Raw genomic sequence first — 26,551 nt, 5'->3', positions numbered from 1 at the left:
AAGTCTCACCCACTTTTTTCTTACTCATTCAATACTTACCAATTCCTACAGTTACTGCTGACCCAAAAATTTCTTATAATGATAAGCAGTAAAACTTAAAATTTGATCGATCGAGGACAAGCTAGATGGCGAGTGTCACGTTAAAAAACGTTTATAAATCATATGGTGATGTACAGATTTCTAAGGACGTAACCTTAGACATCAACGAAGGTGAATTCGTAGTATTCGTTGGACCATCAGGTTGTGGTAAATCGACGCTATTACGTTGTATCGCAGGTCTAGAAGACATTACGTCTGGTGATTTGTACATTGGCGACCAACGCATGAATGACGTTGAACCGTCAAAGCGTGGCGTAGGTATGGTATTCCAGTCTTACGCGCTTTACCCTCACCTTAACCTATACGACAACATGTCTTTCGGTCTTAAGCTAGCAAACGCAAATAAAGCTGAGATCGACAAGCGTGTTGAACATGCTGCAGAAATTCTTCAGCTTGGTCACCTTCTTGAGCGTCAACCTAAAGCGCTTTCTGGTGGTCAACGTCAACGTGTTGCTATTGGTCGTACTCTGGTTTCTCAACCAAACGTATTCCTACTGGATGAGCCTCTATCAAACCTAGATGCAGCACTACGTGTTCAAATGCGTTCACAAATCACCAAGCTACAGCGTCAACTGGGTTGTACCATGATCTACGTTACCCACGACCAAGTGGAAGCGATGACAATGGCGGATAAGATCGTTGTTCTTGATGGTGGTTATGTATCTCAAGTCGGTAAGCCGCTTGACCTTTACCACTACCCTCAAAACCGTTTCGTTGCTGGCTTTATTGGTTCACCGAAGATGAACTTCATGTCGGTACACATTGAACAAGCTGAAGCAGAACGCGTATTGGTACAACTTTCTAACGGTATGACTTTCTGGATCCCAGTTGATGGTACGACTGTCAATGCTGGTGACCGTATGTCTCTGGGTATTCGTCCTGAACACTTGATGTCTGCTGAATCAGGTGACGCGACGATTGAAGCTGACGTGATGATGGTAGAGAAACTAGGTAACGAAACTCAGGTTTACCTAAACCTTGAAAGTGCCGACGCTGATGTTATCTATCGCCAGCCAGACACGTTGAAAATCGAATCAGGTGACAAGTTGGCGATTGGTATTCCAGCGCACCGTTGTCACCTGTTCCACAGCGATGGCCGCGCATGTCGTCGTTTGTACAAAGAATACGGCACAGACTAATCGCTTAGCCTTTTAGGATATAACTTGCCCATATCGAATCCCTCTTACTCAGTAAGGGGGATTTTTTTATGTGCTGGATATTTTTATGTGTTGGATACGAGTTTCACTTACATTGAATAGTTCATGAGTCAGCTACTCGGTCTTTCGCTAGCGGCAATAAAAAAGGTCTAGCAAGCGCTAGACCTTTATCTGTTAGTTAGGCTATGAACCCAACCGCTAATATCACTTCTTTCAGACATGAAACCTGTCTAAATCAACTTAGTGAATTGGCGTATCATTCTGTTTGTTGAACTGGCCAAAATGCTTCTCTAACACTTCAGGAGTCAGTTTGCCTTCCGCCTCTAGTCGCTTGAACTCAGCAACAATTGCTTTTTGCTCTTCAAGTGATGGCAGTTTCACCTCAGGCTCATCGCCCATCTCTTGAGTCATCTGCTCTAGTTCTTTTTCAAAATCGCTCATGATACTTACCTAAATATTAAACCTAACGAGATTTTACTCATTTACGCCCTATGATGCTAGGGTGATTAAAAGCAAAGCCCGAAACCAGATCAAGCTAAAGGCAGTTAGAGGCAAATTAGCGCACTAATAAAAAGAGCCGGATTCACGATGAAATGACCCCAGCTCTTCGTCTATATCCCTTTCTAAGTCATGTTACAGCTTGAAAGAATTAAAGCTTAAATGAACCAACCATCTTATCTAGACGAGACGATAGATCACGAAGCTCTTGGCTCGCTTCAGCAAGTTGCTCAGCCGTGCTCGTTGTCACTTCGTTGATTGCGTTAATCTCTTCAATGTTCTGGTTGATGGTGTGAACTACGGTTGATTGCTCTTCCGTTGCCGTTGCCACTTGAGTGTTACGGTCTGTGATATCAACGATACGGTCTGAAATGCCACTCAGCACGTCTACCGCTTCATCCGAAGCCGATACACCTTCAAGGGTAATCACCTTACCCGTACTCATTGCCGTTACCGCATCTTTAGCATCGCTTTGCAGTTGGTTGATCATCTTTTGAATCTCTTCCGTTGAATCTGCGGTACGGCTTGCTAGGTTACGTACTTCATCCGCTACAACCGCAAAACCACGACCTTGCTCACCAGCACGGGCGGCTTCAATTGCAGCGTTCAATGCGAGTAAGTTAGTTTGCTCTGAAATATCACGAATAACACCCAGAATAGAACCGATGTCTTGAGTTGTAGAAGCCAGTTGCTCTACTACCTGACCTGTGCTTTCAATATCTTGCGCCAAACGGCTGATCGCGTCTTTTGCTTTGTTCACCACAGAGCGACCTACTTCCGTATTGCCTGAAGCTTGAGTTGCCGTTTCTGCTGCGGTTGCCGCGTTCGATGCAATCTCACTGATGGTCATACCCATTTGGTTAATGGCAGCTACGACTTGAAGGGTTTGGTCGCGCTGTTCTTGGCTGTTGTCGTGGGTGATGTGAGCTTTATTCGAAACACTCTCTGCAGCCACTTGAAGCGCTTGGCTTGTCGAACACACCTCTTTCATCGACTCGTGAATCTTTTCAATGAATCCGTTGAAGCCTTTTGAAAGCTGTGCAATTTCATCGTTGCCTTTCACTTCGATACGCTGTGCCAGGTCACCGTCGCCTTCACCTAAGTCGCCGAAACGCTTAGCCAAAAGCTTGATCGGTTGAGTAATGCTGTTCGCCAGAACTACGCCCATTAGGATAAACACTAATGCCACAACCGCAGTCATGATCAGCATCTTCTGCGCTGTCGCATCTAACTCTGCAAACACTTCACCAGTCGGAACGACACCAATAACAAACCAGTCCATTGAAGACACATACAAGCTCGCCACGAACAGCTCTTGGCCTTGGCTTTCAGTGGTAATCAGGTTAAAACCCGACTTGTTCAGTAGTTGGCTTGCTTGAGGACCGTAAAGTTGTTGAAGTGAAGAGTCACTGCGAGAACGCTCGCGATGAATTTGAACATCACCTTGGCTATCGGTTAAGAAGACAAAACCGGTATTTTCAATCTTGAATCCGTTCAGCAGGTTAACCATGTCATCCATCGACTTTGATAGACCAGACATAGCCAAACCAGAAGGCTGTTGGTAGTTAGCAAACATCTTCACTTCGCCATTGGCTTCTTGGAACATGCTCACCATGGTCGGCTGTCCAGATTGCGTAAAGCCAAAGAACCAACCATCTTGCTGTTGGTTTAACTGACGTAGGAAGCCATTTTGGTTCCAGTAGTAAGCAGTTTGACGGTTCGCCACTGAGGCATCGTTCAACTGATACTGGTTACGAACATTGTTCAGCTGTTTCACCAGTTTATTTTCTAGTGCGGGATCGCGATCGGTCGATTCGATAGCATCAGAAATAAATTCATTTGAAGCAATTTGCTCCGCCGCTAGTAATAGCTGAGAGACTTCTCGGTCAATTTCACCATTGATTCGCTCTAGCATTCCTGGAAGTTCAATATCGATCAATCGATGACTTAATACATCTCTTGCTTGTTGTTGTGCCATTGCGCCGACAATCACTGTCGATGCAAGAACCGCAAAGGTAATTCCAAGTACAACTTTTTGCTTGATACTCAGAGAGTTAGTTTTAAACATATTTGGACCTTTAAAAAGAATCGCTCGTTATTAGTATACCCTGAACAGGACTTTTTTAGTGCACTCCAACAAGCAATGCACAATCTGAGTGATGTATCGGCCACAACCAATAAAACTAGAGACTTTCTTCTCAAAAAACTGCAAATATGATGTAACAATTAGAAATATTCACCTTGAGCATGAATTAACTAAGCAAATACCGCATTGTCGAGAGTCAATTTTAGTTCTCACCCCCTGAGACCCAACCGAACTCAAACCACTCCCCACCGCCGAGCTTTTGTATATAAAAACCAATTGATATAGTAATAATCACAACCTAACGATTTTTTTAGCTAACCACTTGTAAATATTTCCAATTTTGAAAAAATAAATTACGCAAATGTACTGGAACTTTTTCCTCGAAATCAGTGACCAATACTCAAAATAAAAATCAAATGGATACCCAGAGAGTCCAAAATGCACAAAACAAATTTCGAAGTCCTTCAAAACTATCTAGAGTCTCAAATCATTGGTCAAAAAGAGCTCGTTAAGCAACTGATGATCGCCCTTTTAGCGGATGGTCATATCCTCGTTGAAGGACCTCCCGGCTTAGCAAAAACTCGCGCAGTAAAATCATTGGCTGATTGTGTTGAGGGTCACTTCCACCGCATTCAATTCACTCCCGATCTGTTACCTGCTGATTTGACGGGTACCGACATCTTCCGTCCTGAGACTGGGGAGTTCACTTTCCAATCAGGCCCGATTTTCAACTCGCTGATTCTAGCGGATGAGATCAACCGAGCTCCGGCGAAAGTTCAAGCGGCAATGCTGGAAGCAATGGCAGAGAAACAAGTAACTGCCGGTCGAAAAACCTATGCGCTGCCTGAGTTGTTCTTGGTAATGGCAACACAGAACCCAATTGAACAAGAAGGGACTTACCCGCTACCGGAAGCTCAGTTAGACCGATTCTTGCTTCACCTAGAGGTTGAATACCCAGATATGGAAAGCGAGCTTGAGATCTTACGACTCAACCGTGGTGAGGCTCAAGGTAACGAATCAGCTCAGCCACAACAGATATCTCAGCAAACGATCTTTGAAGCGCGCCAAGAAGTGCTCAACACTCACATGGCAGACACCATTGAGCAGTACATCATCAGACTGGTTATGGCGACTCGCCAACCTAAGCAATACAGTGACCAACTTGATCAATGGTTAGACATGGGTGTCAGCCCGCGTGCAACCATTGCGTTAGACCGTTGTGCCCGCGCTCACGCTTGGCTTGCAGGACGAGATTACGTCACGCCACAAGACGTTCAAGCGATGGCATTCCCTGTGTTACGCCACCGTCTACTGCGCAGTTACCACGCACAAGCTGAAGGTGTCACCGCAAACCAAGTGATCGCACACCTTATTTCATTGGTTGGCAGCGCATAGGGATACGCGCATGAATAATCAACTACCCAACCATAGTGACGGCGTCACGTTAAATCTGGATGAACTGCTGCAATACAAAGCGCAGTCTGTTCGCTGGTTGCCTCCCGCCAAGAGCCTTTGGTCACAGCTTAACGGCCAACACGAGAGCAACCGTAAAGGTCGCGGGATGAATTTCTCTGAAGTTCGTCAATATCAAGCGGGAGATGACATTCGCAGCATTGATTGGCGTGTAACAGCCAGAACGGGCAAAGCGCATACCAAACTTTTCTCTGAAGAACGAGAACAGCCTGTCATTTTATTCTTGGATCTATCAAGCAGTATGATTTTCGGCTCAACCTTGTTGCTGAAATCGGTTCAACTTGCACACTTTGCTAGCCAACTGTGCTGGCTTACTGTGGCTCAAAAAGATCGAATTGGCGCGGTGATCGATACTGGCAAAGAGGTCATTGAGATTAAGCCAAGTGCAAGCAACCATGCTCCACTGCGTATTTTGCAAAAAGTCATAGAAATCAATAATGCAGCGCTGACTCATCACCACAATCATAATGACACAACCTTAGAGCATGGGCTGAAATCTCTGCACCAGCTTTGCCCTAAAGGAAGCGATATTATTATGCTCAGTGATTTTGTGCGCTACCAAGAAAGTGACTACTCACTTATCAGTCAAATTCGCCGACACAACAGAGTACGTCTTGTGCATTTCTACGACCCGCTAGAGCAAGGTGAAACCACCTATAAAGGCTCTAAACAGGTCACCGATGGCAGCAAAACTCAATGGTTTAATTTCTCTTCTAATAAAGAAAAGCAAAAGCTTAACCATGCTTTTTCGCTTAAGAAACAGCAGCTGCAACAGATGGGGTTATCTCTCGCGATACCTTATAGCTCGCTGTCGAGTGCGCAGTCACTCATGAGCCAGATATCAGGAGCTCAGTCATGAAACAGCCCTTAGATTTAAGTCCGGTGATTGCGCCAGACGCCCCGACTTGGTGGCCTTTGGCGTGGGGTTGGTGGGCAGTCATTATCACAGCCATTTTCCTGATTGCCTTGGTGTTTTTCATTCTAAAACGTAGAAAAAACAATCAACAGGCGAAACAAGAAGCGCTGTCTTACTTTAGTAATAGTCAGTCCCAAGATGGCTTGTCTCCGAGCAAAGCTCAAGACATCGTTCGTCAAGCAGCACTGAGCTATTTCCCTCGTGAAAAAATTGCAGGTTTGTCTGGTGATGATTGGTTGAAGTTCTTAGATGCGCAATTGGCGAAGCCGTTATTTGTAGCAAAACAATCCCAGTGGCAACAAGCGCTCTATCAAGATGTAGCCCTTATGAACGACGAACAGAAAAAGGCTCAACAACAATTAGTTAATGATTGCGAAACTTGGCTTCGTAAAGCACTTCCTCCAAAGCGAGGTCGTTATGAGTGATTTTCTAAGCCCTATGTTTCTAAGCGGGGACTTGCTAAACATCGAGTTCGTTTGGTGGTGGATGTTCTTCATCGCGCCACTACCGTTGCTCGTTTACTTGTTCTCACCAAAGTCAGAATCGAGCAATGCCCTAAGGCTTCCATTTCTGCCAGAAGACAGCAATACCAAAACACCGAGCAGTCGCTTACCAAAGGCGTTGTCCGTGATTATCTGGCTTCTGCTGGTTACGGCGAGCGCACGCCCTGTATGGTATGGCGAACCGGTGGAGTTTCAGCCGAAGCATCGTGATTTAATGTTGGTTGTCGACCTCTCCTACTCGATGAGCCAAGAAGACATGCAGTTCAATGGCGAATACATCGACCGCTTGTCGGCGGTGAAACGCGTGTTGAGTGACTTTATTGAGCGTCGTAAAGGTGACCGAGTCGGATTGGTACTATTTGCTGATCACGCCTACTTGCAGACCCCGCTTACGCTAGATAGAGATACGCTTTCACAACAGCTCAATCAAGCGGTGTTAAAACTGATTGGTACTCAAACCGCGATTGGTGATGGTATTGGTCTTGCCACCAAAACCTTTGTCGATAGCGATGCGCCCCAACGTGTAATGATTCTACTCAGCGACGGCAGTAATACCGCCGGGGTATTAGACCCATTAGAAGCGGCGGATATTGCAAAGAAATACGACGCGACGATTTACACCGTGGGTGTCGGTGCAGGCGAGATGATGGTCAAAGAGTTCTTCATGACGCGCAAAGTCAATACTGCTCAAGACTTGGATGAACGTACACTAATAGAAATTGCCAAACGCACCGGCGGTCAGTACTTCCGATCGCGTGACAGCAAAGAGTTAGCGACGATTTACGACACCATTAACCAGTTAGAGCCCGTGACGAACGCCACTAAGATCTGGCGACCGCAACAAGAGTGGTTTGTATGGCCACTGTCGGCGGCAATGTTCTTCGCATTTATGCTGTTAGCCATTAGGAGAAACAATGTCTAACTTTACTTTTATCTACCCATATTGGTTCTTGGCGCTTGTCGTGCTGCCCGCTATTTGGTGGCTGAGCAAGACACAATCTAAGCAAGGATTACTCGCGTCACACATCGCGCGATACTTGGCACCAGAATCGAGTAAGCCATCGAAAAATCGCAGTACTTACTTCGGAATTTGGTGGCTGGTCGGCGTTATTGCATTAGCTGGACCAAGCTTCGAGAAAAACGAACAGCCGAGCTTTGAAAAAACGCAGGCACGAGTTGTGATCATGGATATGTCGATGTCTATGTATGCCACCGACATTAAGCCGAATCGCTTAACTCAAGCGCGATACAAGGCTCTGGATCTGCTTTCATTGTGGAAAGAAGGGCTAACAGGCATGGTGGCGTATGCTGGGGATGCTTACACCATTAGCCCGCTAACGTCAGACATCAACACCATCAAAAACCTAGTGCCTAACCTATCGCCAGATATCATGCCTTATCAAGGTGGTGATGCCGCATCAGCCGTTAAGCTTGCGATTGATATGATGACTCGCGCGAAGATCTACCAAGGTGATTTGGTATTGATTGCTGATGACATCGATGACCAAGAGAAGAAGCAGATCGACTCCCTACTCTCTGGCAACGATTGGACATTGTCGATTCTAGCTGTAGGGAGTGAAAACGGTGCGCCAATCTCGTTACCTACGGGGTCGATGCTGCAAAGCGACTCAGGACAAACCGTGGTGGCAAGAACCAACTTGAAGAACATGCGCGAGCTTACACGCAGCTATGGTGGCACGTTCACTGAAGTTCAATTTGATAACTCAGATGTTGAACACATCGCGAGCTACCTCGACCGCGTTGCAACAACATCGGAAGTAACCAAGACCAAGAACTCACTCAACACCAGAGTGAACAACGGTTTCTGGTTACTGCCTTTGCTATTACTTCCGGCACTTGGATTATTCAGGAAAGGGGTTATTTGGTGTGCCTTAGCTGGAGTTATCTCTTTTAGCCAACCAAATACTGCGTTTGCGAACCCGTGGAAAACCAATGATCAAGTAGGCTATCAGCTGTATCAGGACGAGGACTTCCAACAAGCTGCTGAACAGTTCACCCAACAAGAGTGGAAAGGCATTGCTCAATACAAAGCCGGTGATTTCGAAGCCGCAGAGCAGACGCTGCAAGAGCTTTCTAGTGAAGATGCTCGCTACAACCTTGCTAACGCTCAAGCCCAACAAGGTAAGTACGACCAAGCGATCCAAGAGTATCAACGTATTCTTGAAAGCAACCCTGAACATGCTTATGCGAAGAAGAACCTAGAGATTGTCGAACAGGCTCAGAAGCAACAGCAACAGCAACAGCAACAGCAACAGCAACAGCAACAGCAACAGCAAGGCGATTCTGACTCCAAAGACCAGAATGACCAAAATCAGCAAGGTCAGCAAGGTCAGCAAGGTCAGCAAGGTCAGCAAGGTCAGCAAAATGATTCTTCGCAAAGCTCTCAGGATCAACAACAAAGCTCCAGTGGCAAGTCGCAAGATCAAAGCAGTAACCAAGATCAACGCGGTAGCCAAGACCAAAACTCATCTCAAGGCCAACCTGAAAATCACTCTGACTCTGAAAAGTCTAAACAAGACGACAAGCAAGCCACGCAACAAAGTAACAGTGATCAGCCGAAACAGAGTGACCAAGAAGGCGCTACACCTCAAAGTGCTAGCGCACAACAAGCTTCAAAAGAAGATGGTGAGCAAAGTAGTCAGCAAGCTGTAGCACAAACCTCAGATCAACCTCTGTCGAGCGACCCTGACATGCGAAAACTTGAGCAAGTAGAAAGCGCCCGTGACCCGAGCCAACTGCTTAAAGCGCAAATGATTTTACAAGCACGACAAAAAAGTGCTCCTAACAACCAGAACAAAAAGTGGTAACCATGCGATTTTTAAACAAGCCATTTTTATCCGTACTCCTAACATTGTTGTTGGGAGCTTTCTCGTCCTTCTCAGTATTGGCTGCAAACGCCGTGGCGAGCGTTTCACATAACAGTGTCACCAAAGATGAAGTGTTCCTTCTTAGAGTTGCAACCGATGAAAAGGTCTCCTCTGATGCTCTAGATCTAACAGCGCTCCAGCAGGATTTCTATGTTGGCACACCAAACTTTGGGTCGTCGATGCGAATCGTCAATGGCAGCCGTTCGGTATCAAGTGAATGGAACATTAGCCTTGCTCCACTGCGTTTGGGTAAGTTGCAAATCCCGAGTTTTGATATTGAAGGGGCAAAAACCAAGCCTATCACCATCAATGTTGCAATTAACAAAGCCGCTCCAACTCAACATGATATGGCAGAGTTCCAGCTTAATCTCAGCAAGAACTCGCTGTACCCAGAAGAAGTGGCTGAGCTTGATGTAAAACTCATCATCAAAGCTGACCCAAGAAGGCTGCAAGATCCTAAAATAGCGCCACCGAGCTCGCCGGGCTTAGATGTGGAACCTATTGGTGAATCGAAGCAATTTCAAGATGTTCTCAATGGACAAGAGGTGACGGTAGTTCAACAGTCTTTCCGTATCTCTTCACAAAAGGCCGGACAGTTTAAGCTGAATGGACCGAAGCTGAATGGAGCCGTTGTTTACTCAACCAACAACTCCAGTACAACGCGTCTGTTCCAGCTCGACACGCCCGTTGAAATCTTAGATGTAACTGTGAAGGACGTACCAAAAGGCTACCAAGGTGAGTGGTTACCAACATCAAACTTCAAACTGATTCAACAATGGTCAGATAGCCAAGGCAATCAACTGGGAAATAGTAATGGTTTAGAAGGCGACAACCAAACCATTGAAATGGAAGCGGGTGATTCGTTAACTCGTACCATCACGATGACGGCTAGCAACTTAACGCAACACCAGCTGCCAAAACTGAATATCACCTACCCTAATTCGGTACGTGTTTATGAAGAGAAGCCGCAATTTGGCACAACTCAGTCAGGTGATTCTGTCGTTGTTTACAAGCAAGTCTTGATTCCGAAAGAGGCAGGAAACATCTCGCTTCCTGATGTGTCTCAAGCTTGGTTTAACACCGATTTGCAATCAGAACAAACAAGCAAAGCGCAGGGGCTAGAGTTAGCGGTAAAAGCAAGTGATCGCGCAACGTCAAGCACTCCACCAGTAACTGCTACGCCCGCCCAACAAGTAAGCCCGACGGTTGTTACTGTGGATAGCCCTGGGATCTGGCCTTATCTCACCGCCCTATTTGCAGCTTTGTGGCTAATCAGCTCAGCATTGGCATTCTACTTCTGGTCACGCCGCGGTGTAACGACAAAACCAACACACACTGTTGAACGTCAATCAGATACCGCAGAAGCGCTTATTGAAGCTCTAAGAACGAAAGATGGCGTGATGACCAGAACCTTATTTGAGCAATGGAAATATGAAAATACAGATCTAAGTGATGAGACGTTACAAACCGTTGAAGCCGAACTCACCAAGCTAAACCAAAGCCTTTATGGTGAAGCCGGTTCACCAGCCCAAACATGGAGCCCTGAGCTGGCAATCAAAACGGTGAAGAAGCCCAAGAGAGTTGCGAGTAAAAAGCATAATAGTTCGCTAGAAAATCTTTAGTCGACGCTGTTCATCAAGAACAGTAAAACACAAAGGCCGTTGATCATCTTGAGATCAACGGCCTTTATTTTAAGAAAGAGAGGCTGTGACTTTTTTACGTTTTAAGGCAGAAACAATTCGATTTCGCCCCGAGTCTTTGGCTTGATACAAGGCTTTATCTGCCTTGCCATACAACAAATCAAAATCGAACTGATGCTGGTCAGACGTTATCGAGGCATAGCCAACGGATGCCGTTAAATATGGGCTGGTACTACTTTCACAATGCAGGATTTTTGCCTCTTCAATGCATTTTCTAATCGACTCTGCACGTTGCTTTGTCTCTGAGTGATTCGTGCCAATCATCAACAACATAAACTCCTCTCCGCCAATCCGGCAGAAGGTTTCTTTATCATTGTGAACATGGGCATTCAGTATCTCACCTACCGTCCTCAGAGCCGCATCCCCTTCAGTATGACCATAGACACTGTTGTACAAACCAAAGTGGTCGAGGTCGACAAGAATCAAGCCAAATGTAATTTCGTTCTGTAAGGCAAAGGCACCTTGATCGTCACCGTTCAAGTCTTCTAGAACCTGCGACAACATACGGCGGTTTCCAAGGCGCGTAAGAGGATCTAGCTTAGAAATGATATCCAATTGCTCATTCGCCAACTCTAGCTCTTGGGTACGCTTACTGACTTCTTGCTCCAATGTTTCATTGAGCTTTTTCAGTTCTTCTTGAGCCATGGTTCTTTGCAGCACCTCAGCAAGGCTCGAAGCAAAGATACGTATTACCTCACGAAGCTGTGAGGTTAAAGGACTGCGAGTTAATAGGTTATCAGCAGCGATAAACGCAATCGGCTCACCCGTATTGGTGGTGAGCATGGTCATTGCCGTCCAACCGACTCCCACAATATTGAAATCGTGATAGATAGGAACTGATTCTTCAAAGGCAACTTGATTAGGGCAAGCACGAGCTGCGGCTACAATGTCACGTTCCACCAGCTCAGAGCGATAATAGGACTCATCGACAATATCGCCTTTGATGTCAGTGCCCCAAGTACCTTGCATGTAACTGCACTTTTTGTCTGTTAGGAAAACAGCCAGTCGATCGATACCTAGATGTTGAATCGCAAAACTAACCGCGGACTTACAGACTTCACTGACGCTATCGCATCGAGACAGCTCAACCATACTCGAGTGCAACATACGTATGTTCTGCTCTTGGCGCTTGCGAATATAGATTTGAGAAAGCAAAGAGCCAAAAGACTCAAGCATCTGCTTTTGATAGTTAGTAATCGGTGAGCGATGAATGTAGTTATCCATGGCGATCCAGCCGACAGGTTTGTCGCCTTCACGCAAGATAAGCATGCCATTCCACCCCTGCCCGACCACCTTACCTTCTGTATACAGGGGCGCATTATCGATGATGACTAGATTAGTATGGTTATCAGACAGCGCTTCAATGTATTCCGCTTCAAGTTGGTGCAAATCGTATTGAGTGTGGTGTTCACTGTTGGTTTTACCCGCTTCGTCAGTGCCATAAGTGCCGCTGAAACAACGCTTTTTCATATCAAGCAACATGAAGATCGCACGATCAAACCCTAACCTGTCTCGCACAGCCTCAACCGATGCTTTATACAAAGCATCGAGTGACTCAGGGTTAGAAAGCTCAAGCGCGACCTGATGAACCAGCTTCATGTTCTCTACAAACAGCTCACGTAACTTTATCTCATCTAAGTATTGAGCTTCACGTGTGTCTCTGTGTTTGATTTCTAGCGCCGCGTTCTTTTCGGCACGAATACATTGCCAACGGGCAGCCGCGAGCTGTAACACATCAAGATCTTGGTCAAAGGTTTGATTAACCTTCTCAGCATTGCAATTTTGAACAATTAAATAAGTTCTGGAGGCAGGTGCGTTGTCGAGCATCATGATAAACGACTCCCCACCAAGCACTTTCATGTGTTCCCACTTGCAGGTGTTGATAGCCATTGGCAAAACCCCGTCTGCGGTATCAAACTGTGAGACCCACGGCCAAAATGTAGAGGGGTAGCTCGCCAATGAGGTTAGGTCGCCATAAGAAAAAAGCGGTAATGCGTCGCTCTCCGGCGTCGGTTCAGCAAATATTCCTATCCCTTTTGGAGTAAGTACCTTAACCAGATAGTCAAAAAGAGACTCAGCCAACAGACGATGGTCGCGTGTCGCAGATATTTGTTTTGCAAAGGCTTTAACAGGCACAGCTTCCTTCCATTGGCGATTAAGAATAAAGCAAAAATACAGAAGGCTTGATATGCAATCAATGTAAGTGAAAATGAGATGTTAAGCGGGTCGCAGTTTCACCTTTAACATTATCACAAGCATGAGAAGGACGACAAAAATGGGATTCTCTGCCCAAAATCACATCGACATTGGGGATTTTTTAGACACATAAAAAAGCCCCACCTATAGTGGGGCAAAACTTCCATCGCTTATAGTTATAGTGATAATTCTGTTGTTCTATTCGATTATCTAACCTGCGTTTCAGTTAGTGTGTAAAGGTATCTAATCGCTTAAATACCACACGTAAATCGTCGATTAACCGAAGTCACCGTTTACGTAACCTTTAGTACGATCATCTTTTGGTTCACTGAAGATAACGCTGGTTTCGTTATGCTCTACAAGCTCTCCCATTAGGAAGAAAGCCGTGCGGTCTGAGATACGACGCGCTTGCTGCATTGAGTGCGTTACGATAACGATAGTGAAGTCTTTCTTCAGATCTTCCATCAATTCTTCAATCTTGTGTGTCGCGATTGGGTCTAGAGCCGATGTTGGTTCATCCATCAGGATTACATCTGGTTCCATTGCAATGGTACGTGCGATACATAGACGCTGTTGTTGACCACCAGACAGACCAAATGCATGCGCTTTAAGACGGTCTTTTACTTCATCCCACAGTGCAGCACTGCGTAGCGAGCGCTCAACCACTTCATCGATGTGTTTTTTGTCTTTGATACCTTGAGCACGTAGGCCGTATGCCACGTTCTCGTAGATGCTCATTGGGAACGGGTTTGGCTTTTGGAATACCATGCCTACGCGGATACGTAGGTCAGCGACATCGATATTACCGTAGATGTCAGTGCCATCCATATCCAGCTTACCCTTAATCGTAACGCCTTCAATTAGGTCATTCATGCGGTTCAAACAACGCAATAGTGTTGATTTACCACAGCCAGACGGGCCAATCAGAGCAGTAACCTGGCGAGTTGGAATTGGCAGGTTGATAGATTTAAGCGCTTGGTTGTCGCCGTAAAACAGATCTAGGTTCTCAATATCAAATTTATTCATGTTCGTAATCTCTAAATTCTTAAATTCGTGTCTAACTTGATGCTTTCTTTATCACGGGGGCTCGCTTTATTTATGAGCCAGCTAATGAGCTTAGTAAGTTGCCGTGTTGAAGCGTCTCGCAATCAGTTTTGTAACCATGTTGATCAAGAGAACCAGTACGATGAGGACTGTCGCCGTGCCGTAGGCTTGGTTCCACTCATCGATAGTAAATAGCTCTGTTGTCAGCTTATATAGGTGAACCGTTAGTGTACGGCCAGAATCGAATACCGACTCAGGAACACGTGCCACCATACCTGCTGTTAAAAATACAGGTGCTGATTCGCCAATTACACGACCAATACTAAGAATGACCGAAGTTAAGATACCTGGCATTGCGCTTGGTAAGATCAAACGCCAGATAGTGTAGATTTTTGAAGCGCCAAGGCCGTATGAGCCTTCGCGGTAAGTTTGTGGCACTGCCATCAATGCTTCTTCTGTAGTACGAATGATTACAGGAAGAATCAGGATACTTAGCGTTAGTGCACCCGACAGAATCGAGAAGCCAAGACCAAGAATCGAAACAAAGAAGGTCATACCGAACAGACCAAAGATGATCGATGGGATACCAGCTAACGACTCAGTACAGAATCGAATCACTTTCACCAATCGGCTACCTACTTTCGCATATTCAGTTAAGTATATCGCCGTCATGATGCCCAGTGGCGCGGCTACCGCAATCGATGCGATTACCATGTAGATCGTGGCAATGATCATTGGGAAAATACCACGTTCTTCACCAGTACGAGTGTAATCGTCAGTGATGAAGTTCCAATCTACGTATTGCAGACCGTTCGATAGGATGTACCAAATAATCCAGAATAAGAAACCAACGGTTACAGCTGCAGCTGCCCAGATAAAACCTTTTAGGATGTTATCTTTGGTTTGACGTGCTTGTTTTAGTTTTACGCGATCCATATTACTTATCCTCGCCTACTTCGCTTTTTCACGGTTAAGATAAAGTAGAGCACCATTTAACATCATGATGAACACTAGAAGTACAACACCTGTTGCGTACAGTGCGTTAGCGTGAACGCCACTTGCGTAAGACATTTCAATTGCAATGTTTGCTGTTAGCGTACGAGCAGAGTCCAAAATGCCTTCTGGCATTGCTGGCGCGTTACCCATAACCATGATGATTGCCATCGTTTCGCCAAGTGCGCGGCCGATACCCAAAATCACACCAGTCATAATGCCTGAACGTGCAGCAGGAACGAGTAGCTTAAAAATCGTGTAGATTTTCGAAGCACCCAGTGCAAGTGAACCTTCTTTGTATGTACGAGGTACCGCACGAATCGAAGTTTCAGAAACCGTGATAACGGTAGGAAGAATCATGATACCCAGAACAATGATACCCGCCAGGATAGTGTTACCCGCTGGTACTTGGAAAACGTTTTGAATCATTGGAACGATAATTACTAGACCGAAGAAGCCGTAAACTACCGACGGGATACCCGCTAGAAGCTCAACTGCTGGTCGAATAATATCTGCAAGACGCTTTGGAGCAATCTCAGCAATAAAAATAGCGGTTAATACACCAACTGGCACACCAACAACTACAGCTCCAAGTGTCGAAACAATCGATGCAACAATCATGGTTGCAACACCGAATAGAGCTGGAGGTAACCAGTCAACACCCAGAACGATGCCAGAAACACCGGCCTCTTGGAATGCAGGGATACTCTCTGCAACGATAAAGTAAGCGATAACGGCTAGTGATACGATGCCGATTACAGCACTCGATAAGAACAAGCCGTGGAAGATTCTTTCTCTCCAGTCGATGCGCTTCTTAGCACGTAGACTTGGCTTGTTGATTTGAGTCGCTTCAGTATTCATAAGCTTTTCACTATTTGCGATGGTCATATATAAAATCTCAAACTTTGTGGCTCAATAAGAGCTCGAAATAAACAAAGTTGAAAGAAAAGGCTCAGCCTAAAGCAGGCTGAGCAATAATTAAGATTGAGTCAGTTAAGATTAGTTAACTGTGATGTAGCCTTTCTTACCAGCGATAGCTTGAGCTTCATCTGCAACCATCCAATCTAGGAATTGTTGAGTTTCAGCTGTTGGAGCACCTGCTTTGTAAAGAACTAGGAATGGACGAGCAACTTTGTAAGAACCGTTCTTAACGTTGTCTACAGTCGCAGCAGCGCCGTCGATAGTTAGAGCTTGAACAGATTCGTCAACTGTACCTAGAGAGATAAAGCCGATAGCGTATGGGTTGCTTGCTACAGAAACTTTAAGTGCGCCGTTACCGTTTGCAACTTGTGCACGTTGAGAGATAGCCGATACTTTCTTATCGCCAATCTTCTTCTTAAGCTTCATGATGTCTTCGAATGCACCACGTGTACCTGATGCAGTATCACGAGTGATTGCTACGATTGGCTTGTCAGCACCGCCAACATCTTTCCAGTTAGTGATGTCGCCTTTGTAGATTGAAGTGATTTGCTCAGCAGTAAGAGCAGATACTTCGTTGTTCGGGTTAACAACAACTGCGATACCGTCACGAGCGATAACTAGCTCTTTCAGGTCAGCTGTTTTCTCTTCTTCTTTTAGGTCACGAGAAGAGATACCAAGGTCAGCACTTCCATTTTTTGCTGCTTTGATGCCTGCAGAAGAACCTGGTGCTTGAATTTCGATGAACACTGGTTCGCCTTTATTCATGTAGGTTTCTGCAAAAACTTCAACCAGTGGAGAAGCACTGTTAGAGCCAACTACAGAGATAGTTTCTTTAGCTGAAGCTGTATTCACTGTTAGAGCGCCTAGTAGTGCGATTGCACCGATAACTGTCTTTTTCATCACAAATTTCCTTTAGTGGCGTTATTGCCGTAATGTTTTGCTTGAACGAGGCCTACTTTAGAATCCGAATGTGACAGTTGTGTTTCACTTAATTGAAGCCTATATGACAACTACAAATTAATGGCTAATTTCTCTCCTACTCGATGAATTGATAGTCGCGCCCCCATCAGATGCAGTTAGTGAATGCAGGTCTCACCATCGTTTGAGCACCAAAAAGCTAGATTTCCTTCCCTATTTATATCGAATACTAACCAATATATTTCTCTATTTATCAATCAAGTAGCCCTAACACGATGGATAAAAAGATCCACCTTTATCGCCATTTAGAACAATAAACAACCATCTATATCAAATACCTATCGCATATAACGAAATCAAAGCCTTTACTGATTGAATTGTCAGTCTCATTAGTTAGAATCGCCAACTAATTCTAATAATAATAATTCTCATCTTTTTATTTTATTCAAAGAAGGACATTACATGCGCCAACTTCTCAGTGGCTTATCAATCAAAATACAAATTCTTATACCCGTACTATTTTCCGTTGTCTTACTTTTAGCCGGTGTCATTATCGGTGGTGAAAAACTAGAAAGTGCATTCAAAGATGTGTCAGTAGCAACCGACCAGTTAATCTTACATAAAGAAGAACTTAGCGAAATCGTCGACAACAGCTATGGCATGCGCATCAAAGCGATTTACAGTCTATTCAATGCTGATGACGTAAAAACATTGGTTGAAACACTAAACCAAAAACGCGATCAGAATACTCGCCTACTGAATTCATTAGACACAGTGCCAGGCATGCAAGATGAAGTGGCCGCGATGAACAAAGCGATGAATCACTATGTCGATTTTTCTCGTACCACCATGCTTCCGCTATTAAGAGCGAAACACGGCGATGCATCACTATCTTCAGATTTTGAAAACCGCTACCAGATCGCAATCGACCAATACCGACATGCGGGTAATGAAATGGTGCAAGCGATCAATACTCTGTCTAAAAAGCTGAACTTGCTTGCCACTCAAGAGGTCGACATCAACGGCCAGCAACACGCTAGCACGCTGACTACTGCGACCATTGCACTGTTGGTGATCCTGTCTGTAGCTCTAATTATCAGTTGGACGCTGGCTGGTATCATTGTTAAGCCGATCAGCAACATTCAAGAAACGATGCGGGAAGTAGCAAAAGGTAACTTGTTAGTTAAAGCAGAAGAGTATGGCGACAACGAAATCTCACGCCTAGCGCAAGACGTAAACCAGTCTGTTGAACAGCTGCGTGACACGGTAAGCTCGCTGTCTCGAATCAGTATCGAAGTGGCTTCTGCGTCGACAGAGCTAGCGGCTGTAATGACACAGTCCAGCGTTAACTCAGACCAAGAGAAGCAAGAGGTGGAGCAAGTTGCTTCTGCTGTGAACCAATTGGAAAGCACAGCAGCACACGTTAATGAGAACGCAGTACAAGCCGACTCAGCGTCTAAGCAAGCTGACGAAATGGCGACACACAGCATGAGCTTGTTTAATGAAAGCAACAAAGCTAACGAACAGATGGCGATTCAGCTAAGCGAAGCCGCAAATGTTGTGGGCACGCTAAAAGAGCACTCTGAACAGATTGGTAAAGTGATTGAGGTAATTCAAAGTATCTCTGAACAAACTAACCTGCTGGCGCTTAACGCAGCAATCGAAGCCGCTCGTGCAGGTGAAAGCGGTCGTGGTTTCGCAGTGGTTGCTGATGAAGTTCGAATGCTAGCGGCACGTACACAAGATTCAACCAAAGAGATCCAAACCATCATAGAAGGTTTGCAGGTTCAATCCGGTAACGCGAATGAAAGCATGAGCAGCTCATTATCTATGCTGGAACACAACCAAACTCTTGCTGGTGAAGTAAGCGCGGCGCTTTCAGGCATTGCTAACTCGGTAACGGACATGACTGAGATTAACACTCAGGTTGCCTCTGCCGCCGAAGAGCAAAGCCAAGTAACCTCAGACATCAACCGTAACATCTCAAACATCTACAGCCTAGTAAGCCAAAACGTTACCGGCATTACTCAAGCCGCTGCAGCAAGCCACGAGCTTTCTAACCTAGCAGAACAACAGAAGCAGCAGTTGGATTACTTTAAGGTATAGGCTTCAAGGTACGAAGTTCAAGGCAAACAGATTCAGGCTGTATGCTCTTTAGAACTCGCCGATAAACAAAAAGCCAGCCATCATGGCTGGTTTTTCGCTTTTAGACACTACTGACGAGATTCAGCCGCTCGAATTCTTTCAATCGCTTCTACCCTTCTAAGCTGTTCTGGTAGGAAATGTTCAGTCCTAAGTTGCGCAATCTTCTCTTGTTGTTCGGTTTTTGATAGGAATGAATCTTTCAAGACATCATTTCGTTCTGCGAAGTAGACCTCTAACGAGTCTTCAAAGGCCGCTCTTTGTTTATCAAGTGCTTCAAGTCTCTGGGTTGCTTCTTCACCGACAAGTTCGCTTCTCTTTAAGTATTTACCCTGTTCATCGAGACCTTCAGAGCTAGAGAGCTGTTGGAGTAACACCTGATTCTGGTGACTCGACTGAACATAATCAGGTTGCTCAGATAGATAGGATTCGAGTCTTTGTTGGTATTCTTCATCCTCTAATCCCTCCTGTTTCAGAAGTAACTTTTCTAAGGCGATTTCTCTCATTCTGTTGTCGTGCGTAAACAGAATACTTATCTCGCTCTCACTGAAAAACTGAGCTTGGAGGTCAAGGAGCGCTTGATTGAGTGCACGTAGATCATCAGCGGAAATGGATGTGGTATCGAACTGCACGTCCAACGATGTCAGTGCCGACTTATACTCAAGATATTTGGCAAACAGTGCTTCATCAACCACGGTTGTTGATGATTGTTCGTGGTGTTTCGCCACGTTGTCTCGAATATCTTCAAGGGTTAATTCTGTATTACCTGACACGAAATATTCCATCATGTCTTTTGCTGATGCGTTATCGATGTCGGTATCTTGCTGAGAGGTGACTTTCAATGAGGAGACGCGTTGTTCGTCGTCAGTATGTGTATCTTGATTATTTAGATATAAAAAGACCGCCGCTGTGCTCATCAGGGCTATCGTGGTTATCGACAAAATGGCGGTCTTTTTCATCATACTTCCCTTGTTTTCTTATTAAACGGCTTTGCAGACTACAAGCCAGCCAACTTCAATCGATTGGCATGCTGACGATATAGAGTTACAGGATCTGTCTCAAACAAGTGGTGAATTCCCAATAACCCATTAATCTCATCTAGGTGGTTCATTTTGTAATCATCACCAATCACTTTGCCCAAATGCGCGCTGCATGCTCCTACTAAGCCATCATTAGGTTCGTTGAAGGCTAAGCCTAGGATTGTCATCGCTCCGTCGGTAGGATCAAGAAGGTTGGTAAAAGTGGAAGACCCTGTCCATGAATAGTAATAAACGCCGTTACTTGCTTGCCACTCACCATCGCCACACTCAGACGTCGGAACGCCCTCAGGGTAAAACTGGTTGAAGGCTAGCGAGCCTTCTGTGGTCAATGCTTCAAGAGAAGCGAGGCCGCCTTGGTCGAGATCCGTTCCACCAGATAAAAGGTTAATCAGTGTCGTTAATCCACCTGCTAATTTAACCGCGATACCTTCTGTAACAGAGCCTTCAGATACGTTCCCTCGAACGAGATCAGCGACCTTAGAACCTTTATGCACACCGCCAATACTGGTCACTGAAGCAACAAGATCAGGTCGAACTGACGCAACATAACGAGCCGTAGGCCCACCGTGGCTATGACCAACCAGATTCACCTTACTTGCTCCTGTTGCAGCTAACAGCGTTTCAACTTGGCTGAGTAACTGTTCACCACGGACCTCTGAACTGTTGGTTGCAGAGACCTGAGCGACATATACGTTCGCGCCATCTTTGGTTAGGGATTCAGGTACGCCATAGAAATAGTCAACGCCCGCTAATGTATCGAAACCAAACAGACCATGTACCAACATAATGGGGTATTTCGTTTCAGTGTATCCGCTGGCTTCTAATGCTGATGCGCTCGTTCCGGCATATACGCCAAAACTGGATAGGCAGGCTATCGTCCAAATTAATATCTTTTTCAATGCTCTTTCCTTAAACAGATTAGACCTCTGATGAGTAAAAGAACCGTAGATAATGATTTTATAAAACAGAAAGTAACGACTTCATATTTGTGATGGCGAACTTGAATTAAACAGGTGCGATGAACATCAGGCAAACAGAATCAGGAGAAAAAACATAAGCAATTGATTAAATTAACATTTAACTAAGGTTGATGAGATTGTTCTTTCAATATCCCGACTCAAATATCAATTCAACATTCTCAATAAACCAAAATTATTCGACAAATAACCGTTTGGAAACAGGTATTTTTCAACCAAAACTCGTTGATAACTTGATGCTTATTCCATTAACGACACACCACAACCCTGAATATATTGACGCTAATTATTGATTTTAGATATAGGTCGTACCAGTTATTTACTTATCCACTTATCCACTTATCAAGCAACAGCGTTTCTGTTTGGCTCATCTAAATATAAAAGAGAATACAGTGATGAAAAATACGGCTTTAATACTCACGTTAGCCCTGCCTTTTGGCGCTTATGCCGCTGAAGACTCAATACCAACACCTGAATCGATTACATCTGCACAAGTACTCAGTGCACAAGGCTCAGAGACCTATTCATATGTTAGATGTTGGTATCGAACCGATGCCTCTCATGACTCCCCAGCCACCGACTGGAAGTGGGCAAAGAAAGAGAATGGTGATTACTACACGATCAACGGATATTGGTGGTCTTCCGTTTCATTCAAAAACATGTTCTACAGCGATGCCCCGCAATCGGAAATTAAACAACGTTGCGAACAGACGCTCGACATCCAACATGACGCCGCTGACATCACCTACTTTGCCGCAGATAATCGCTTCTCTTACAACCACTCAATCTGGACCAACGACAACGCTTTTCAAGCCAGTAGCATCAATCGTATTGTCACCTTTGGTGATAGCCTGTCCGACACTGGTAATCTATTTAATGGCTCACAATGGGTTTTTCCGAACGCAGATTCGTGGTTTTTAGGGCACTTTTCGAATGGTTTAGTCTGGACGGAGTATTTAGCAAAAGCGAAAGATGTCCCTCTGTATAACTGGGCTGTGGGTGGCGCCGCAGGTACCAACCAATACGTGGCATTGACTGGTGTTTATGATCAAGTCACCTCTTATCTGACCTACATGAAAGTCGCCAAAAACTATCGTCCGGAAAACTCACTGTTTACTTTAGAGTTTGGCCCCAATGACTTCATGAATTACAACCGAGAAGTCGCCGATGTAAAGGCTGACTTTAGCAGCGCGCTGATCCGCTTAACAGAATCTGGTGCGAACAATATCCTGCTGTTCACCTTACCCGATGCAACCAAAGCCCCTCAATTCAAATACTCTACCGAACAAGAGATAATAAAAGTTCGTGGCAAGATCTTAGAATTCAACCAGTTCATCAAAGCTCAAGCCGAGTATTACCAAGGTATGGGGAAAAACGTGGTGTTGTTCGATGCAAGTGCGTTGTTCGCCAGCATTACCGATAACCCAGAACAACATGGCTTTCGAAACGCGAGTGATGCTTGTCTTAATATCAATCGAAGCTCAGCCGCGGACTACTTGCGAAGCCACAGCTTAACCAATGGCTGAGCCAAGGTCGAGATACAAAAAAACCGCCTAATATTGGCGGTTTTTATTTATGTCAGTTTTACTAGCAAACGCTTTAAAACTGGCTGGTGATTACTCGTCGTCCACTTTTGGTGCGACTTTCTTCTTAGGGATAAACACGGTATCACCCACGGCCACATTTTGGTGGAAGCTCTTATCGCGCTTAACTGGTTTCTTCGGCGTTTTCTTCGCTTGAGTGTTGGTCTTCTTCTTAGCAGGACCGCCTTTAGCAAACGCAGGTTTACGTGGCTTAATGCCTTTGAATTTACCTTTTAGGCCTTCAAGTACAGAGAAGGTCAAATCTTGTTGAAGGTAAAGTTCAACACGCTTGAAGCTGTCCCAGTCTTTTGGACCAACCAAAGAAATCGCATCGCCTTTGTTACCCGCACGGCCAGTACGACCTACACGGTGCACGTACTCTTCCGTATGCTTAGGCATATCAAAGTTGATAACGTGGCTCACGTTTGGAATATCAATACCACGTGAAGCAACATCGGTAGTTACCAAGATCTTGTAAACCGCACGCTCGAACTGGCTCATAATAGCATTACGTTGCGTTTGGTTTAGGTTACCACTCAGTGCTACCGCTTTAAGCTTCTTCTCGTTCAACTTATCTGTTAAACGGTCAGTATCAGCGCGTGTTGCTGTGAAGATCATTACCTGACGGTATTCAGCTTCTTCCAGTACACGGTCTAAAATCGCTTCTTTGTGATCTAGGTGATCACATAAGTAGAATTTCTGTGTGATATCTAAGTGTTGCTCGTTAGAAACACCAACAGAGATACGCTTAGGTGCGTCTAGCATTTCATTTGCAATGCCATTTACTTCAGCGTGATCTAACGTTGCAGAGAACATCAACGTTTGACGACGACGGTGTTTAGCTGCATTGGCAATGCGACGAAGTTCTGGAGCGAAACCCAGATCAAGCATACGGTCCGCTTCATCAAGGATTAGCGTTTCAACACCATCTAGGAACAATGAACGATGTTCTAGGTGGTCAGCAAGACGGCCTGGAGTCGCAACGATAAAACGAGGGTACTTACGCAGTGCTTTAACTTGGTCGTTAAAGTTCTCACCACCTAAGATAAGCGCCGCTTCATAAGACAGACCACCAAGCATGCTACGCAATTCGCCGTAAACTTGCTTCGCTAGCTCACGAGTAGGAGCCAAAATTACACCACGAGGATCTTTAGCAGAAAACGCTTTTGTTTTTAATGCTTTATGTATCATTGGCAACACAAACGCCAATGTTTTTCCTGATCCCGTTTTTGATGAAGCCAATAGATCCTTACCAGCAATAGCAACAGGGATCGCTTTTGATTGGATCTCTGTCGCCTTCTTGAAGTCGTAATGTTTTAAGTTCTTCAGTAAGCGGTTATCTAAGCCTAAATCTTTAAAGTGCAAAGGACTCTCCAGTCATGATGGTATTGAATAAAATTAATTTAACGTGACATGATACCGCGAAAGTACTTTATAAGGATAGAGATCACAGTAAATTTATCCCTTTATCTATCTTTAGCTAGAACAACGTATGCATTGCTAGCAAAGGGATAGCTCTCCAAAAACACCTTCAAGTCGTCTCTAAATCCTTCATCTCATAAATGAGACACAACGTGATACTTAGCTAATTACCTCAAAAATTTAGCAATTTCTTTAGTTATTGTTTTTGCAGTTAAAAAATTAGTCGCTACAATCATTAATGAAGCGACTATATGATAAAGAATGTATAGCGCATCTTTTGATGATAAATAAGCAAGGAGTTCTTATGAATAAGACGTTAATCGCAGCTGCAGCCTCAGTTTTCATTTTAGCCGGTTGTTCTTCAGAGCCAGAAGAAGCTGCAGTGTCAGAAATGGATCAACTAACTAACCAAGTCGCTCAACTAACAAGCGAAGTTGAAGCACTTAAGAGTGACAAAGCAGCCGCTGAAATGAAGGCTCAAGAAGCAGAAGCAGCCGCAATGGCAGCGAAAGAAGAAGCGGACCGTGCTAACGACCGTATCGACAACATCGCTGAGTCTTACACTAAGTAGTTTGAGATCTAATCGCGATTAAGCTGTAGATTAAATAAGTCGCAAAAAGCAGTATATAGACAGCACCACTTCTTATCGGATGTGGTGCTTTTTTTGGGTGACACTAATGCGAGTAAACAAGATAAAACCGCCCCTTGTTGCAGAAGAGGCAATCGAATTAAAACTCAATCACAGGTGGTGCTATCTCTACAGGTACGCCGTTTTGAGCAAAGATAACCGCTTTCGCCTTTGAATTTGGCAGTTCTGCGTCTTCAAGCCACCATTTTAGTTCCACAGGGATCTGTAATGATTTCTTTGAACCATCACTTCGAGTTAATGGCTCGTGCGCTTCTACAAACACACTTCTATCAGGCTCTAATGACACCTTAATCGGCTCATTGATAATGGTGACCTGTTCACCACGGTTCACTTGCTCAAACAGCCACTCAATGTCTTTAGGTTCCATTCGGATACAACCAGAGCTAACTCGTAAACCTATCCCGAAATCTTTGTTTGTACCATGGATCAAATAGTCGCCAGCGCCATAAGCAAGCCTCAAAGCGTACTCTCCCAATGGATTTTCCGGCCCGGCAGGAACCACTCTTGGTAATTCAATGCCCTTTTCAAGATACTCGTTGCGGATTGAATTTGGTGGCGTCCATGTTGGATTCGGTCTTTTTTGGCTTATCTTGGTGATCATCTCGGGAGTATCACGCCCCACTCGACCGATGCCGACAGGGAAAACATGCACCTGATTTTTCTCAGGCTCAAAGTAATACAACCTTAGCTCAGCAAGATTGATGACAATCCCCTTTCTTGGGGTGTCAGGCAAAATCAAGCGGCTTGGAATGCTTAACACATAGCCTTCCGCGGGAAGAAAAGGATCCACCCCTTTGTTGGCTGCCATTAAAGAGAGAAAACCAATATCGTATTGCTTGGCAATGATGGCCAAGGTTTCGCCCGCCGCCACTTCATGCTGCTGGATTCTGCCCACAATGCGGCTTTCCGTTGGTGGCAATTCAAAGGTTGCAGCAGACACCCACGATGAAGCTATCCCGCTGGCAAGCAAAGTAGTTCTTACAACAAGCGACGCCGCCCTGTGGAGTCGTGTTTTCATTGACTGCAAAGGCGTCGAGTTAACGCAATACGACATACAAATCCTTGGTTTGTCTTTTATCAAAGTTTAGATTATCTCTGATCAAACGTCTCTACAACGTATTGTTGTCTCGAAACTAATAGGCAACAAGTTTATATGTAAGCCTTTTCTTCTCATTCACTTGCAATTTACCCATACAAAATCGATTGCCTTTACGCTTTCAACATATTTGGTTATCAATATTAATAAAACTATAATGGCAGACCTATTTTGTGACTAAAGTCTCATGGAGCCACGTTCTAACTCGCTAATATTGCCTCAACAAAACGAATTCAATTCAACAGAATCG

The 26,551-nt window shown here is 44.8% G+C and carries 20 protein-coding genes and 1 pseudogene; 10 read left to right on the top strand and 11 right to left on the bottom strand.

Going from position 1 to position 26,551, the window contains the following annotated elements; genetic code table 11:
• Positions 1 to 125: 125 nt before the first annotated feature.
• On the top strand, positions 126 to 1,238 hold the full coding sequence (malK, locus tag AB4371_RS02935; RefSeq protein WP_017060047.1) for a maltose/maltodextrin ABC transporter ATP-binding protein MalK: 1,113 nt from the start codon (positions 126 to 128) through the stop codon (positions 1,236 to 1,238).
• Positions 1,239 to 1,496: 258 nt separating this feature from the next.
• Here malK and AB4371_RS02930 read toward each other — a convergent pair whose 3' ends face one another.
• Together AB4371_RS02930 and AB4371_RS02925 are read right to left on the bottom strand one after the other, a co-directional pair.
• Positions 1,497 to 1,697, bottom strand: a complete 201-nt coding sequence (locus tag AB4371_RS02930; RefSeq protein ID WP_010431457.1) for a hypothetical protein — start codon at positions 1,695 to 1,697, stop codon at positions 1,497 to 1,499.
• 208 nt (positions 1,698 to 1,905) lie between these two features.
• Positions 1,906 to 3,822, bottom strand: coding sequence for a methyl-accepting chemotaxis protein (locus tag AB4371_RS02925; RefSeq protein ID WP_372148867.1), 1,917 nt, complete (start codon positions 3,820 to 3,822; stop codon positions 1,906 to 1,908).
• Between the two features lie 456 nt (positions 3,823 to 4,278).
• On the opposite strand from AB4371_RS02925, the gene AB4371_RS02920 reads away from it, so the two are divergent.
• The 6 genes from AB4371_RS02920 to AB4371_RS02895 are packed head-to-tail and all read left to right on the top strand — an operon-like array spanning position 4,279 to position 11,242.
• Positions 4,279 to 5,235: an AAA family ATPase gene (locus tag AB4371_RS02920; protein WP_372074486.1), complete on the top strand. Its 957-nt coding sequence runs from the start codon at positions 4,279 to 4,281 to the stop codon at positions 5,233 to 5,235.
• Positions 5,236 to 5,245: 10 nt separating this feature from the next.
• On the top strand, positions 5,246 to 6,172 hold the full coding sequence (locus AB4371_RS02915) for a DUF58 domain-containing protein (protein ID WP_372148864.1): 927 nt from the start codon (positions 5,246 to 5,248) through the stop codon (positions 6,170 to 6,172).
• Entirely contained in the window at positions 6,169 to 6,654 is a 486-nt protein-coding gene (locus AB4371_RS02910) for a DUF4381 domain-containing protein (protein WP_017065687.1), read from the top strand. The genes AB4371_RS02915 and AB4371_RS02910 overlap by 4 nt, the downstream gene beginning before the upstream one ends.
• Complete coding sequence (locus AB4371_RS02905) at positions 6,647 to 7,654, top strand: VWA domain-containing protein (protein ID WP_372148861.1); 1,008 nt, start codon at positions 6,647 to 6,649, stop codon at positions 7,652 to 7,654. The genes AB4371_RS02910 and AB4371_RS02905 overlap by 8 nt, the downstream gene beginning before the upstream one ends.
• Positions 7,647 to 9,560 (top strand): VWA domain-containing protein, encoded by a 1,914-nt coding sequence (locus tag AB4371_RS02900; RefSeq protein WP_372148858.1) that lies wholly within the window; start codon positions 7,647 to 7,649, stop codon positions 9,558 to 9,560. The genes AB4371_RS02905 and AB4371_RS02900 overlap by 8 nt, the downstream gene beginning before the upstream one ends.
• 2 nt (positions 9,561 to 9,562) lie before the next feature.
• On the top strand, positions 9,563 to 11,242 hold the full coding sequence (locus tag AB4371_RS02895) for a BatD family protein (protein ID WP_372103930.1): 1,680 nt from the start codon (positions 9,563 to 9,565) through the stop codon (positions 11,240 to 11,242).
• A gap of 69 nt (positions 11,243 to 11,311) precedes the next feature.
• Here AB4371_RS02895 and AB4371_RS02890 read toward each other — a convergent pair whose 3' ends face one another.
• From AB4371_RS02890 to AB4371_RS02870, 5 genes are all read right to left on the bottom strand, one after another.
• Positions 11,312 to 13,456 (bottom strand): GGDEF domain-containing protein, encoded by a 2,145-nt coding sequence (locus tag AB4371_RS02890; RefSeq protein ID WP_017064257.1) that lies wholly within the window; start codon positions 13,454 to 13,456, stop codon positions 11,312 to 11,314.
• Positions 13,457 to 13,792: 336 nt separating this feature from the next.
• On the bottom strand, positions 13,793 to 14,542 hold the full coding sequence (gene pstB / locus AB4371_RS02885) for a phosphate ABC transporter ATP-binding protein PstB (protein WP_004737715.1): 750 nt from the start codon (positions 14,540 to 14,542) through the stop codon (positions 13,793 to 13,795).
• Positions 14,543 to 14,632: 90 nt separating this feature from the next.
• Positions 14,633 to 15,496: a phosphate ABC transporter permease PstA gene (gene pstA / locus AB4371_RS02880; RefSeq protein WP_017064256.1), complete on the bottom strand. Its 864-nt coding sequence runs from the start codon at positions 15,494 to 15,496 to the stop codon at positions 14,633 to 14,635.
• A gap of 15 nt (positions 15,497 to 15,511) precedes the next feature.
• Positions 15,512 to 16,441 (bottom strand): phosphate ABC transporter permease subunit PstC, encoded by a 930-nt coding sequence (pstC, locus tag AB4371_RS02875; protein ID WP_017064255.1) that lies wholly within the window; start codon positions 16,439 to 16,441, stop codon positions 15,512 to 15,514.
• A gap of 111 nt (positions 16,442 to 16,552) precedes the next feature.
• Entirely contained in the window at positions 16,553 to 17,374 is an 822-nt protein-coding gene (locus AB4371_RS02870) for a phosphate ABC transporter substrate-binding protein (RefSeq protein ID WP_017064254.1), read from the bottom strand.
• 480 nt (positions 17,375 to 17,854) lie between these two features.
• On the opposite strand from AB4371_RS02870, the gene AB4371_RS02865 reads away from it, so the two are divergent.
• Positions 17,855 to 19,498: a methyl-accepting chemotaxis protein gene (locus tag AB4371_RS02865; RefSeq protein WP_017064253.1), complete on the top strand. Its 1,644-nt coding sequence runs from the start codon at positions 17,855 to 17,857 to the stop codon at positions 19,496 to 19,498.
• Between the two features lie 107 nt (positions 19,499 to 19,605).
• Here AB4371_RS02865 and AB4371_RS02860 read toward each other — a convergent pair whose 3' ends face one another.
• On the bottom strand, positions 19,606 to 20,493 hold the full coding sequence (locus AB4371_RS02860) for a lipase secretion chaperone (protein ID WP_372131758.1): 888 nt from the start codon (positions 20,491 to 20,493) through the stop codon (positions 19,606 to 19,608).
• 38 nt (positions 20,494 to 20,531) lie between these two features.
• Complete coding sequence (locus AB4371_RS02855; RefSeq protein ID WP_372148857.1) at positions 20,532 to 21,473, bottom strand: lipase family alpha/beta hydrolase; 942 nt, start codon at positions 21,471 to 21,473, stop codon at positions 20,532 to 20,534.
• A gap of 473 nt (positions 21,474 to 21,946) precedes the next feature.
• Between AB4371_RS02855 and AB4371_RS02850 the strand changes: the two are divergent.
• Positions 21,947 to 23,071, top strand: a pseudogene (locus tag AB4371_RS02850) (SGNH/GDSL hydrolase family protein); the annotation flags it as partial.
• A 96-nt stretch (positions 23,072 to 23,167) separates the two neighbouring features.
• Here AB4371_RS02850 and AB4371_RS02845 read toward each other — a convergent pair.
• On the bottom strand, positions 23,168 to 24,499 hold the full coding sequence (locus AB4371_RS02845; protein ID WP_017061883.1) for a DEAD/DEAH box helicase: 1,332 nt from the start codon (positions 24,497 to 24,499) through the stop codon (positions 23,168 to 23,170).
• A gap of 361 nt (positions 24,500 to 24,860) precedes the next feature.
• Between AB4371_RS02845 and AB4371_RS02840 the strand changes: the two genes are divergently transcribed.
• A complete protein-coding gene (locus AB4371_RS02840) occupies positions 24,861 to 25,127 on the top strand; it encodes an Lpp/OprI family alanine-zipper lipoprotein (protein ID WP_017064250.1) in 267 nt (88 codons plus the stop codon).
• Between the two features lie 157 nt (positions 25,128 to 25,284).
• On the opposite strand, the gene AB4371_RS02835 is transcribed toward AB4371_RS02840, so the two are convergent.
• Positions 25,285 to 26,259, bottom strand: a complete 975-nt coding sequence (locus AB4371_RS02835; protein ID WP_029235199.1) for a L,D-transpeptidase family protein — start codon at positions 26,257 to 26,259, stop codon at positions 25,285 to 25,287.
• Positions 26,260 to 26,551 lie beyond the last annotated feature (292 nt).

The sequence above is a fragment of the Vibrio sp. 10N.261.51.A3 genome, assembly GCF_041471965.1.
GTDB lineage: Bacteria > Pseudomonadota > Gammaproteobacteria > Enterobacterales > Vibrionaceae > Vibrio > Vibrio crassostreae_C.
The sequence above is the reverse complement of the archived record's forward strand: the minus strand, read 5'-3'. Positions and strand labels throughout refer to the sequence as shown.

Bases quoted from the DNA above. Each gene is read 5' to 3' on its own strand.
- pstA (WP_017064256.1), bottom strand. From the start codon at position 15,496: ATGGATCGCGTAAAACTAAAACAAGCACGTCAAACCAAAGATAACATC.
- AB4371_RS02895 (WP_372103930.1), top strand. From the start codon at position 9,563: ATGCGATTTTTAAACAAGCCATTTTTATCCGTACTCCTAACATTGTTG.
- AB4371_RS02835 (WP_029235199.1), bottom strand. From the start codon at position 26,259: ATGTCGTATTGCGTTAACTCGACGCCTTTGCAGTCAATGAAAACACGA.
- AB4371_RS02925 (WP_372148867.1), bottom strand. From the start codon at position 3,822: ATGTTTAAAACTAACTCTCTGAGTATCAAGCAAAAAGTTGTACTTGGA.
- AB4371_RS02930 (WP_010431457.1), bottom strand. From the start codon at position 1,697: ATGAGCGATTTTGAAAAAGAACTAGAGCAGATGACTCAAGAGATGGGC.
- malK (WP_017060047.1), top strand. From the start codon at position 126: ATGGCGAGTGTCACGTTAAAAAACGTTTATAAATCATATGGTGATGTA.
- AB4371_RS02860 (WP_372131758.1), bottom strand. From the start codon at position 20,493: ATGAAAAAGACCGCCATTTTGTCGATAACCACGATAGCCCTGATGAGC.
- AB4371_RS02865 (WP_017064253.1), top strand. From the start codon at position 17,855: ATGCGCCAACTTCTCAGTGGCTTATCAATCAAAATACAAATTCTTATA.
- AB4371_RS02870 (WP_017064254.1), bottom strand. From the start codon at position 17,374: ATGAAAAAGACAGTTATCGGTGCAATCGCACTACTAGGCGCTCTAACA.
- AB4371_RS02905 (WP_372148861.1), top strand. From the start codon at position 6,647: ATGAGTGATTTTCTAAGCCCTATGTTTCTAAGCGGGGACTTGCTAAAC.
- AB4371_RS02920 (WP_372074486.1), top strand. From the start codon at position 4,279: ATGCACAAAACAAATTTCGAAGTCCTTCAAAACTATCTAGAGTCTCAA.
- AB4371_RS02900 (WP_372148858.1), top strand. From the start codon at position 7,647: ATGTCTAACTTTACTTTTATCTACCCATATTGGTTCTTGGCGCTTGTC.
- AB4371_RS02840 (WP_017064250.1), top strand. From the start codon at position 24,861: ATGAATAAGACGTTAATCGCAGCTGCAGCCTCAGTTTTCATTTTAGCC.
- pstC (WP_017064255.1), bottom strand. From the start codon at position 16,441: ATGACCATCGCAAATAGTGAAAAGCTTATGAATACTGAAGCGACTCAA.
- AB4371_RS02915 (WP_372148864.1), top strand. From the start codon at position 5,246: ATGAATAATCAACTACCCAACCATAGTGACGGCGTCACGTTAAATCTG.
- pstB (WP_004737715.1), bottom strand. From the start codon at position 14,542: ATGAATAAATTTGATATTGAGAACCTAGATCTGTTTTACGGCGACAAC.
- AB4371_RS02910 (WP_017065687.1), top strand. From the start codon at position 6,169: ATGAAACAGCCCTTAGATTTAAGTCCGGTGATTGCGCCAGACGCCCCG.